This is a genomic window from Pseudomonas sp. CLCA07 (genome assembly GCF_053615335.1).
In genome coordinates, this window is sequence record NZ_CM132131.1 from 4993697 (window position 1) to 5006943 (window position 13247).

Consider the following 13247-nt stretch of genomic DNA (forward strand, 5'->3'; position numbering starts at 1 on the left):
ACCCATCCCCGCTGGCTATCAGACCTGCCGACTAATTATTTCAAGATGTCATCCGTTCTCATTGGTGAAAGGCGCAGGGTAAATCCCGGCCACACCCGCATTCCCATTGCCTTGCGCGGTCGGCGAAAACCGCGTCCTGCACGCCTGCCCATGGGCGTGACGTTAGAAAACCGATTCCACTTGCAAGCCGAAATCAGGCAGGAAACCTCATGACCGACGCGTTCGAACTCCCAAGCACTCTGGTCCAAGCCCTCCAGCGCCGCGCGGCCCTGACGCCGGATCGGGTGGCCTTGCGTTTTCTCGCCGACACCCCGGATCAGGCTGTTGTACTCAGCTATCGCGAGCTGGATCAGCGCGCGCGAATCATTGCCGGTGCGTTGCAGGCCCAGGCGGAATTTGGCGATCGCGCGGTGCTGCTGTTTCCCAGTGGCCCGGATTACGTTGCCGCGTTTTTTGGCTGTTTGTATGCGGGGGTGATCGCAGTGCCGGCCTATCCGCCGGAGTCGGCCAAACGTCACCACCAGGAGCGTCTGCTGTCGATCATCAGCGATGCCGCGCCGCGCGTGCTGCTGACCAGCGTTGATCTGCGCGACGCATTACAGCAGATTGAAGACGCGCCGTTGCTGCTCTGCGTCGACACCCTCGATGCGCAGTGGGCGAATCGCTGGATCGAGCCGAACCTCGAAGACGACCACATTGCCTTCTTGCAATACACCTCCGGTTCCACCGCGCTGCCCAAAGGCGTGCAAGTCAGCCACGGCAACCTGGTGGCCAATGAACTGTTGATTCGCCACGGCTTTGGCATCGACCTGAACCCTGACGACGTGATCGTCAGCTGGCTGCCGCTGTACCACGACATGGGGTTGATCGGTGGTCTGTTGCAACCGATTTTCAGCGGTGTGCCATGTGTGTTGATGTCGCCAGCGTACTTCCTCGGTCGACCATTGCGCTGGCTGGAAGCGATCAGCGAGTACGGCGGCACCATCAGTGGTGGGCCGGATTTTGCCTATCGGCTGTGCAGCGAACGCGTCAGCGAATCGGCCCTGGAGCGGCTCGACCTGAGTGGCTGGCGTGTGGCGTATTCCGGTTCCGAACCGATTCGCCTCGACACCCTGGAACGCTTCGTCGAGAAATTCGCACCGTGTGGTTTTACCCCAGACAGTTTCATGGCGTCTTATGGGCTGGCCGAAGCGACGTTGTTCGTTGCCGGCAGCCCTCGCGGGCAAGGTATTGGCAACTTGCGCGTGGACGATCAAGCTTTGGCACAAAACCTGGCGGAGTCGGGCGAGGGCCGCGCGGTCATGAGTTGTGGTATTAGCCAGCCGGACCACGCGGTGCTGATTGTCGATCCGGTCGCGCTCACTGAACGGGCCGACAATGCCGTCGGCGAAGTCTGGGCCAGCGGGCCGAGCATTGCTCTCGGCTATTGGCGTAACCCCGAGGCCAGCGCCAAGACTTTCGTGCAGCACGACGGCCAGACCTGGCTGCGCACCGGAGACCTGGGCTTTATGCGCGACGGTGAACTGTTCATCACCGGACGCCTGAAAGACATGCTGATCGTTCGCGGACACAACCTTTATCCGCAGGACATCGAACAGACCATCGAACGTGATGTGGACGTGGTGCGCAAAGGTCGTGTCGCCGCCTTCGCGGTGCACAACGACGGCCAGGAAGGCATTGGCATCGCCGCCGAAATCAGCCGCAGCGTACAGAAAATCCTGCCCCCCGAAGCGCTGATTGACGCCATCCGCCAAGCTGTGGCCGAGGCCTTTCAGGAAGCGCCGAGCGTGGTGGTACTGCTCAATCCAGGCGCGTTGCCCAAAACCTCCAGCGGCAAGTTGCAACGCTCGGCGTGCCGCAATCGCCTGGCGGACGGTAGTCTCGACAGCTATGCACTGTTTCCGTCAGCGCTCACCGAACGTGAAGGAAAGTCCGAATCGGCTTCTGAATTGCAAACCCTGATCGGCCAGATCTGGTGCGAACAATTGCAGGTCAAGCAGATCAATGCAGACGACCACTTCTTCCTGCTCGGCGGCAACTCCATCGCCGCCACCCAAGTGGTCGCGCGTCTGCGCGAAGCCCTCGGTCTGGAGCTGAACCTGCGCCTGCTGTTCGAAGCGCCGACCCTGGGCGCATTTGCTGTCGCTGTGGCTCAGCAGCAACAGGATGGCGGCATGGCCCAAGGGGCGATCACCCCGTTGTCGCGCACCGAAGCCATGCCGCAATCGCTGGCGCAAAACCGCCTGTGGATCACCTGGCAACTCGACCCGCACAGCAGCGCCTACAACATACCGGGTGCGTTGCGTTTGCGCGGCGAGCTGGATGAACACGCGCTGCGCGCCAGCTTTCAGCAGCTGATCGAGCGCCACGAATCCCTGCGCACGCGGTTCTTCGAGCGCGACGGCGTGGCGCTGCAACAGGTGGATGCCGCCGCTGAATTCAACCTGCAAATGATCGACATCAGCGACCTGCCCGCTGCCGAGCGTGAAACCCGTGCAGAGCAAATCCGTGAAGTCGAAGCCCGTACTCAGTTCGATCTGGAGAAAGGCCCGCTGCTGTGGGTGACCCTGGTGCGCTTCGCTGACGAGGAGCATCAATTGCTGGTAACGATGCACCACATCATCGCCGACGGTTGGTCGTTGAACGTACTGATCGATGAGTTCTCGCGCTTCTACTCCGCCGCATCCCAAGGACAAATAGCAGCGCCTGCGGCATTGCCGATCCGGTACGCCGACTACGGCAGTTGGCAGCGCCAATGGCTGGCACAAGGTGAGGGCGAGCGTCAGCTGGCTTACTGGAAAGCCCGGTTGGGCGATGAGCATCCGACCCTGACCCTGGCCACAGATTATCCGCGTTCGGCACAGCACACGCATGGCGCTGCTCGTCATTCCGTCAAGCTGGACGCGACCTTGAGCGATGCCATTCGCCAGACCGCGCAGGCTCATGAATCGACACCGTTCATGCTGTTACTCGCCGCGTTCCAGAGTCTTTTGCACCGCTACAGTGGTCAGCGCGACATCCGCATCGGTGTGCCGAATGCCAACCGTCCACGTCTGGACACACAAGGGTTGATCGGTTTCTTCATCAACACTCAGGTGATGCGCACCGAGGTGGATTCGCGGCAGCCTTTCGCTGAGTTGTTGGCGCAAACCCGTCAGAGCGCATTGGGCGCCCAGGCGCATCAAGACCTGCCCTTTGAACAACTGCTCGAAGCGTTCCCGCAAGCCCGTGAACAAGGCCTGTTCCAGGTCATGTTCAACCACCAACAACGGGACTTGAGCTCACTGCGCCGCCTGCCAGGATTGCTCGCCGAAGAGCTGCCGTGGCACAGCCGCGAAGCCAAGTTCGACCTGCAACTGCACAGCGAAGAAGACCAGAGGGGGCGCCTCAGCCTGTCCTTCGACTACGCCAGCGAACTGTTTGACGCGGTGACCATCGAGCGTCTGGCCGAACACTTCAGCAACCTGTTGCGCGCCATTTGCGAACAACCCGACACCGCCATCGGTGACCTGCCACTGCTGACCCCGTACGAGCACGATCAGCAAACAGCCTGGAGCGAGGCGCCTTGCACGCCAGCCGGCCAATGGCTGCCGCAACTGCTCAACCAACAGGCACGCCTGTTGCCTGAACGCACCGCCCTGATGTGGGACGGTGGCTCCATGGACTTCGCCGACCTGCACACCCAGACCAACCGCCTCGCTCATTACCTGCGCGACAAAGGCGTCGGCCCGGACGTGTGCGTGGCCATCGCGGCCGAGCGTTCGCCGCAACTGTTGATCGGCCTGCTGGCGATCATCAAGGCCGGTGGCGCGTACGTGCCGCTGGACCCGGACTACCCGGCCGACCGCCTGGCCTACATGCTCAGCGATAGCGGTGTCGAATTGCTGCTGACCCAAACCGCACTGCTCGAGCGTTGGCCGGCCGCCAATGGCGTCAGCGTAATTGCCATGGACGCGCTCAATCTCGACCGTTGGCCAAGCCATGCGCCGGGACTGCATGTGCACGGTGACAACCTCGCCTACGTGATTTACACCTCGGGCTCCACCGGTCAGCCCAAGGGTGTCGGCAATACCCACGCGGCGCTTGCCGAGCGGCTGCAATGGATGCAGAACACCTATCGCCTGAACGACACCGATGTGCTGATGCAAAAGGCGCCGATCAGTTTCGACGTATCGGTGTGGGAATGCTTCTGGCCGTTGATCACCGGCGCACGTTTGCTGATTGCCGGCCCCGGCGAACACCGTGATCCGCATCGCATTGCGCAGCTTGTTCAAGAGCACGGCGTCACCACGCTGCACTTTGTACCGCCGCTGCTTTCGTTGTTCACCGACGAACCGCTCACCGCGCAATGCACCAGCCTGCGCCGTGTGTTCTCCGGTGGCGAAGCCTTACCGGCGGAACTGCGCAACCGCGTGCTGGAACAGTTGCCCGCTGTGCAACTGCACAACCGTTATGGCCCGACCGAAACCGCGATCAACGTCACCCATTGGCATTGCACCACGGCCGATGGCGAGCGCTCGCCAATTGGCCGTCCGTTGGGCAACGTCATTTGTCGCGTTCTCGACAGCGACCTCAATCCTGTACCGGCGGGCGTACCCGGCGAGCTGTGCATCAGCGGTATCGGCTTGGCGCGCGGCTATCTGGGCCGTCCGGGCCTGACCGCTGAACGTTTTGTCGTCGATCCGCTGGGCGAGCAGGGCGCGCGTCTGTACCGCACCGGCGACCGCGCGCGCTGGACCGCTGATGGCGTGATCGAATACCTCAGTCGCCTCGATCAGCAGGTCAAACTGCGCGGTTTCCGTGTTGAGCCACAAGAAATCGAAGCGTGGTTGCTGGCGCAGCATGGCGTCGCGCAAGCTGTGGTGCTGGTGCGCGAGACGGCGGTCGGCGGGCAGTTGATCGGCTACTACACCGCCACTGAAACCAGCGAAACCGAGGACGCTCAAACCGCACGCCTGAACACCACGCTGGCGGCTGAGCTGCCCGAATACATGGTGCCGGCGCAGTTGATGCGATTGGCCCAAATGCCCCTGAGCCCGAGCGGCAAGCTCGACCGCCGCGCGTTGCCCGAGCCACAATGGCAAGTACGTGAACACGTCGAACCGGTTACCGCACTGGAGCAACAGATCGCCAGCATCTGGCGCGAAGTGTTGGGCCAGGCTCAAATCGGTCTACGCGACGACTTCTTCGCCCTCGGCGGCCATTCGTTGCTGGCCACGCAAATCATCTCCCGCACCCGCCAGGCCTGCGACGTCGAGTTGCCGCTGCGTGCGCTGTTCGAAAACAGTGAGCTGGGCGCGTTCGCCGATCAGGTTCGGCTGATTCAGCTCAGCGGCCACACGAACAAACAGCCACCGATAGACAAAGTCGACCGCAGCCAGCCGGTGCCGCTGTCCTATTCCCAGCAGCGCATGTGGTTCCTCTGGCAGATGGAGCCGGACAGCCCCGCGTACAACGTGGGAGGCATGGCGCGGCTGCGCGGGGTGCTCGATGTCGGGCGTTTTGAGGCCGCGTTGCAAGCGCTGATCATGCGACACGAAACCCTGCGCACCACGTTCCCGAGCTTCGATGGCGTAGCCCGGCAACAGGTCCATGCGCAAACAAACCTGCGCATGGAGTGGAAGGATTTTTCGGCACTGGCTGGCGAAGTCCGCGAGCAACGAGTCCAGCAACTGGCTGACGACGAGGCGCATACACCTTTCGATCTGGAAAGCGGCCCGCTGCTACGTGCCTGCCTGGTCAAGACCGCCGGGCACGAACACTACCTGGTGCTGACCCTGCACCACATCGTCACCGAAGGCTGGGCGATGGACATTTTCGCCCGTGAACTGAGCGCGCTCTACGAAGCCTTTGTCGATGACCGCGAATCACCGCTGGCGCCGCTGCCAGTGCAGTATCTGGATTACAGCGTCTGGCAGCGTCAATGGCTGGAGTCTGGCGAACGTCAGCGCCAGCTCGATTACTGGACCGCGCAACTGGGCCGTGAACACCCGCTACTGGAATTGCCGGCGGACCGACCGCGTCCACCCGTGCAAAGCCATCAGGGTGAGCTGTTCCGCTTCGACTTGAGCGATGACCTCGCTGCACGAGTCCGCGCCTTCAATGCGCAAAACGGTCTGACCCTGTTCATGACCATGACCGCCGCGCTGGCCGTGCTGCTTTACCGCTACAGCGGCCAGACTGATCTGCGCATCGGTGCGCCGGTGGCTAACCGGATTCGTCCGGAAAGCGAAGGGTTGATCGGTGCCTTCCTCAACACCCAAGTGCTGCGTTGCCAGCTCGACGGGCAGATGTCCGTCGGTGAATTGTTCGAGCAGGTGCGCCACACGGTGATCGAAGGCCAGTCCCACCAGGACCTGCCGTTTGACCATTTGGTGGAAGCGTTGCAACCACCGCGTAGTGCGGCTTACAACCCGTTGTTCCAGGTGATGTGCAATGTGCAGCGCTGGGAATTCCAGCAGAGCCGCACCCTGGCCGGCATGACGGTCGAGTATTTGGCTAACGATGCGCGAGCGACCAAGTTTGACCTCAATCTGGAAGTCACCGACCTCGATCATCGCCTCGGTTGCTGCCTGACCTACAGCACGGATCTGTTCGATGAACCGCGCATTGCGCGTATGGCCGGGCATTGGCGCAATTTGCTGGAAGCGCTGCTGTCCGACCCGCAACAGCGCCTCAGTGAACTGCCGTTGCTGGACACCAGCGAACAGCAAACACTGCTCGATAGCCTCGGCACCGAACCGGGCGAGCATCGGCTCGACCAGTGCATTCATCACCTGTTCAGCGAGCAGGCGCTGGCGCGCAAAGACGCGCCAGCCCTGACCTTTACCGGGCAAACTCTGAGCTACGCCGAACTCGACTGCCGCGCCAATCAACTGGCCTGGATGCTCCGCGAGCGCGGCGTCGGTCCGCAGGTGCGCGTTGGTCTGGCGCTTGAGCGGTCGCTGGAAATGGTCATCGGCCTGCTGGCAATCCTCAAGGCCGGCGGCGCCTATGTGCCGCTGGACCCGGAGTATCCGCTGGACCGTTTGCACTACATGATCGAAGACAGCGGCATCGGTTTGCTGCTCAGCGATGCGGCGATGTTAGAAGCCCTCGGTGAGTTGCCGACAACCGTCGCTCGTTGGTGTCTGGAGGACGATACCGCCGAACTGGCCAATTACCCGACCACCGAGCTGCCGTTTATCAGCCTGCCGCAACATCAGGCCTATCTGATTTACACCTCCGGCTCCACCGGCAAACCGAAAGGTGTGGTGGTGTCTCACGGTGAAATCGCCATGCATTGCCAAGCCGTCATTCAACGCTTCGGCATGCGCCCGGACGACTGCGAACTGCACTTTTATTCCATCAACTTTGACGCCGCGACCGAGCGTTTGCTGGTGCCCCTGTTGAGCGGTGCGCAAGTGGTTTTACGGGCGCAAGGGCAGTGGGATGCGCAAGAAATCTGCGGTTTGATTCGTCGGCACGACATCAACATCCTCGGCTTCACCCCCAGCTACGGCAGTCAATTGGCGCAATGGCTGGCGACCCAGGGTGAAACCCTGCCGGTGCGCATGTGTATTACCGGCGGCGAGGCCCTGACCGGCGAACACCTGGCGCGCATTCGCGCAGCGTTCAAGCCGAGCCTGTTTTTCAACGCTTACGGTCCGACCGAAACCGTGGTCATGCCGCTGGCCAGTCTCGCGCCCGAACAGCTGAAAGAAGGTCTGGGCAGCGTGCCGATTGGCAGCGTGATTGGTGCGCGGGTGGCGTACATTCTCGATGCGGACCTGGCCCTTGTGCCGCAGGGCGCGACCGGCGAGTTGTACGTCGGCGGCGCCGGTCTGGCGCAGGGTTATCACCAGCGTCCGGGCATGACGGCCGAGCGTTTTATCGCCGACCCTTTCGCCGTGGATGGCGGGCGTATTTACCGCACCGGCGACCTGGTGCGCCAACGCGCCGATGGGCTGGTGGAGTACCTCGGACGCATCGACCATCAAGTGAAGATTCGCGGTTTCCGCATAGAGTTGGGCGAGATCGAAACCCGCCTGCTGGAACATGCATCGATCCGTGAAGCCGTGGTGCAGACGCTTGATGCGCCGAGCGGCAAACAACTGGTGGGCTATCTGGTTACCGAGGTGGCGGAACAGGACGAAGCGCAACAAGCCACACTGCGCGAAGCCCTCAAGACGCACCTCAAATCACAACTGCCGGATTACATGGTGCCGACGCACCTGATCCTGCTGGCCAGCATGCCGCTGACCGCCAACGGAAAACTGGACCGCTGCGCATTGCCGGCACCCGACCCGGAGCTGTACCGTCAGCAGTTTGTGGCGCCGAGCAATGCGATGGAACTGACATTGGCCGGCATCTGGTGCGACGTGCTGAACGTGGCGCAGGTCGGCCTCAACGACAACTTCTTCGAACTGGGTGGCGATTCGATTCTGTCGATCCAGGTGGTCAGCCGGGCGCGGCAACAGGGTATCCATTTCAGTCCGCGTGACCTGTTCCAGCAACAGACTGTGCAAACCCTGGCCGCCGTAGCGACCCGCACCGAACAGGTCACCGCCGAGCAAGGCTTGCTCACTGGTGAATCGCGTCTGACGCCGATCCAGCATTGGTTCTTCGATACCGACATCCCCGAGCGCCAACACTGGAACCAGGCGTTGCTGCTGGAACCGACCGTGACGCTGGAACCTCATCGCCTGGAACAAGCGTTGTTGGCGGTCGTTGAACAGCACGATGCCTTGCGCCTGCGTTTCACCGAAGTAGCCGGGCAATGGCTGGCCGAGCATCAACCGGTGTCCGACACCGAGTTGTTGTGGCAAGTGCGCGTGCCGGCCATGGACCAGTGCGAAGCATTGTTTGCCGAAGCCCAGCGCAGCCTCGACCTTGAAACGGGGCCGCTGCTGCGTGCGTTGCTGGTCGATGGCCCCGAGGGGCAACAACGGCTGTTGATCGCCATTCACCACTTGGTGGTCGACGGTGTTTCGTGGCGGGTACTGCTGGACGATCTGCAAACGGTTTACCGTCAACTGGAGGCCAGGCAAGCGGTCAATCTGCCGGCCAAAACCAGTGCCTTCAAGGACTGGGCGGCACGCTTGCAGGCGTACGCCGGCAGCGAGTCCCTGCGCGAAGAACTGAGCGGGTGGCAATCGCAACTGGCCGGGCCTGATGTCGCGCTGCCGTGCGATCGTCCCGATGGCGGCCGGCAGAATCGTCATGCACAAACTGTCAGCGTGCGCCTCGATGCAGAGCGCACACGGCAGTTGCTGCAACAGGCCCCGAGTGCTTACCGCACGCAGGTCAACGACCTGTTGCTGACGGCGTTGGCCCGCGTGGTGTGTCGCTGGAGCGGTGACCAATCGGCACTGATTCAACTGGAAGGCCACGGCCGCGAAGCCCTGTTCGACGAGATCGACCTGACCCGCACCGTGGGCTGGTTTACCAGCGCCTACCCGCTGCGGCTGACCCCGTTGGACGGGCAGGGCGCCTCGATCAAGGCGATCAAGGAACAACTGCGCGCCGTGCCGCATAAAGGCTTGGGTTATGGCGTGCTGCGTTATCTGGCCGACGACTTGTGCCGCCAGACCATGGCGGCGCTGCCGGTCGCACCAATCACTTTCAACTACCTCGGTCAGTTCGACCAGAGCTTTGGTACGGAGGCCTTGTTCCGACCGCTTGATGAACCGGTCGGCGCGGCCCACGATCCGCACGCGCCGCTGCCCAATGAGCTGAGCATCGACAGTCAGGTCTATGCCGGCGAACTGGTGCTGCGCTGGACCTTCAGCGCCGAACGCTACGCCCCGCAAGCCATCGCTGATTTGGCCGATGCTTATCTGTGCGAACTGCAAGGCCTGATCGAGCATTGCCTGCAAGACGATACGGGCGGCCTGACGCCGTCGGACTTCCCGCTGGCGAAACTTACCCAGGCGCAACTCGATGCATTGCCGGTTCCGGCAGCCGTGATCGAAGACGTCTACCCGCTGACACCGATGCAGGAAGGCATGCTGCTGCACACCTTGCTGGAGCCAGGCACCGGACTCTATTACATGCAGGACCGTTACCGCATCAACAGCGAACTCGATCCGCAGCGCTTCGCCCGGGCCTGGCAAGCAGTGATCGCCCGTCACGAAGCCCTGCGCGCCTCGTTTTGCTGGAACGTCGGCGAAGACATGCTGCAAGTGATCCACAAGCCAGGCAGCACGCCAATCGAGTACCTCGACTGGAGCGCGATCGCCGAATCCGAGCAAGAACCGACGTTGCAGGCCTTGCTGAAAAGCGAGCGCGAGGCCGGGTTCGATCTGCTCAATCAGGCACCGTTCCACCTGCGCCTGATCAAGGTCGGCGCGGCGCGTTACTGGTTCATGATGAGCAACCATCACATCCTGATCGATGCATGGTGCCGCTCGCTGTTGATGAACGATTTCTTTGAGATCTACACCGCCCTCGGCGAGGGACGCGAAGCGCAATTGGCCGTGCCACCGCGTTACCGCGACTACATCGGCTGGCTGCAACGCCAGAGTCTGGCCGAAGCGCGGCAGTGGTGGAAAACCAACCTGCAAGGCTTCGAGCGGACCACGCCGATTCCGAGCGATCGACCGTTCCTGCGCGAACACGCCGGCGAAAGCGGCGGCATGATCGTCGGCGACCGCTACACCAGGCTCGACGCCCACGACGGTGCGCAACTGCGTGAACTGGCGCAGGCGCATCATCTGACCATCAACACCTTCGCCCAAGCGGCGTGGGCGCTGGTGCTGCGCCGCTTGAGCGGTGATCGCGACGTGCTGTTCGGCGTCACCGTGGCCGGGCGTCCAGTGGACATGCCGCAGATGCAACGCACGGTCGGGCTGTTCATCAACAGCATTGCGCTGCGGGTGAAAATGCCCGAGGACGATCAGCGTTGCAGCGTTCGCCAATGGCTCAGCGCTTTGCTCGACAGCAACATGCAGCTGCGCGAGTACGAATACCTGCCGCTGGTGAGCATTCAGGAAACCAGTGAACTGCCCAAGGGCCAGCCACTGTTCGACAGCCTGTTCGTGTTCGAAAACGCCCCGGTGGAAGTGTCGGTGCTGGACCGTGCGCAAAGCCTCAACGCGACCTCGGATTCGGGCCGCACCCACACCAACTTCCCGCTGACGGCGGTGTGTTATCCGGGCGATGACCTCGGCTTGCACCTGTCTTACGACCAGCGCTACTTCGATGAGTCGACCATCGAACGCATGCTCGGTGAGTTCAAGCGTTTGCTGCTGGCGCTGGTCGAAGGGTTCCATGGCGACATGGCCGATTTGCCGCTGCTGGGTGCCGAGGAGCAGGACTTCCTGGTCCATGACTGCAATCAGAGCGAGCACGAATACCCGCTGGATCAAAGTTACGTCGCGTTGTTTGAAGCTCAGGTGACTGAGCATCCGCAGCGGATTGTCGCCAGTCATCTGGATCAGCAATACAGCTTCGTTGAGCTGAACCAGCGCAGTAACCGCCTTGGTCACGCTCTGATCGCCGCCGGTGTCGGGCTGGATCAACCGGTGGCGTTGCTGGCCGAACGTAATCTCGATTTGCTGGGCATGATCATCGGCAGCTTCAAGGCGGGGGCGGGTTATTTGCCGTTGGACCCAGGCCTGCCGAGCCAGCGCCTGAGCCGGATCATTGACCTGAGCCGCACGCCGCTGCTCGTTTGTACTCAAGCCTGCCGCGAGCAAGCGCTGGCGTTGCTGGACGAGTCCGGTTGCGCCCAACGGCCCAAGTTATTGGTCTGGGAAGAGGTGCAGGCGAGTGCTGTTTCGGTGGTCAATCCGGGCATCTACAGCGGGCCGGACAATCTCGCCTACGTGATCTACACATCGGGCTCCACAGGTCTGCCCAAGGGTGTGATGGTCGAGCAGCGCGGCATGCTCAATAACCAGTTGAGCAAGGTGCCGTACCTGAATCTGAGTGATACCGATGTGATCGCTCAGACGGCTTCGCAAAGCTTCGATATTTCGGTCTGGCAGTTCCTTGCCGCGCCGTTGTTCGGTGCGCGGGTGGATATCGTGCCGAACGCCATCGCCCATGATCCACAAGGCCTGTTGGCGCACGTTTCGGCGCAGGGCATTACCGTGCTGGAAAGCGTGCCGTCGCTGATTCAAGGCATGCTCGCCCAGGAACGCATGAGCCTGGACGGCTTGCGCTGGATGCTACCGACTGGCGAGGCGATGCCGCCGGAACTCGCGCACCAGTGGCTGCTGCGTTACCCGGAGATTGGGTTGGTGAATGCTTATGGCCCGGCGGAATGTTCGGACGACGTGGCGTTCTTCCGCGTCGATCTGGCCTCGACGCGCGGCAGCTATTTGCCGATTGGTACGCCGACCGACAACAACCGTTTGTACCTGCTCGATGGCGCGCTGGAACTGGTGCCGTTGGGCGTGGTGGGCGAGTTGTGCGTGGCAGGCACCGGGGTCGGGCGCGGGTATGTCAGCGATCCGCTGCGCACAGCGCAAGTGTTTGTGCCGAACCCTTTTGGCGCGCCGGGGGATCGACTGTATCGCACTGGCGACCTGGCCCGTCGACGCAGTGACGGTGTGCTGGAATACGTCGGGCGTATCGACCATCAAGTAAAGATTCGCGGCTACCGCATTGAACTGGGGGAAATCGAAGCACGTTTGCACGAACAGCCGGAAGTCCGCGAAGCGGCGGTGGGTGTGCAGGACGGGGTGAACGGCAAGCACTTGGTCGGTTATCTGGTAGCGGCCGATTCGGTGCTCAATCCAACCGAACGGCTGGAGCATATCAAGCAACGCCTGCGCGTCGAACTGCCGGAATACATGGTGCCATTACACTGGTTGTGGCTGGATCGCCTGCCGCTCAACGCCAACGGCAAACTCAATCGCAAGTCGCTGCCGGCGCTGGAAATCGGCCAGTTGCAGAGCCAGGATTATCTGGCGCCACGCAATGAGCTGGAGCAGACGCTGGCGGACATCTGGGCGCAGGTGCTGAAAGTCGAGAAGGTCGGTGTGCGCGACAATTTCTTCGAACTGGGCGGGCATTCATTGCTGGCGACGCAGATTGCATCGCGGGTGCAGAAAGCGCTGCAAAGGGATGTGCCGCTGCGGGCGATGTTCGAATGCAGCACAGTGGCGGAACTGGCAGAGTACATCGAGGGCTTGGCGGCGAATGACATCACCGAGGAGAAGGTGGATCGGCTGAATGACCTGATGGCGGCTTTGGAGGGGCTCTAAATATCTAGCGTCTGTACTGGCCCCTTCGCGAGCAGGCTCGCTCCCACAGGGGAA

At 62.0% G+C, this 13247-nt stretch carries 1 protein-coding gene; it reads left to right on the forward strand.

Annotated features, from left to right (window positions below; translation table 11 throughout):
• Positions 1-209 precede the first annotated feature (209 nt).
• Positions 210-13193, forward strand: coding sequence for a non-ribosomal peptide synthetase (locus tag ACWGZX_RS23020; protein ID WP_452625547.1), 12984 nt, complete (start codon positions 210-212; stop codon positions 13191-13193).
• Positions 13194-13247: the final 54 nt, after the last annotated feature.

Coding starts and splice junctions, on each gene's coding strand:
- ACWGZX_RS23020 (WP_452625547.1), top strand. CDS start 210: ATGACCGACGCGTTCGAACTCCCAAGCACTCTGGTCCAAGCCCTCCAG.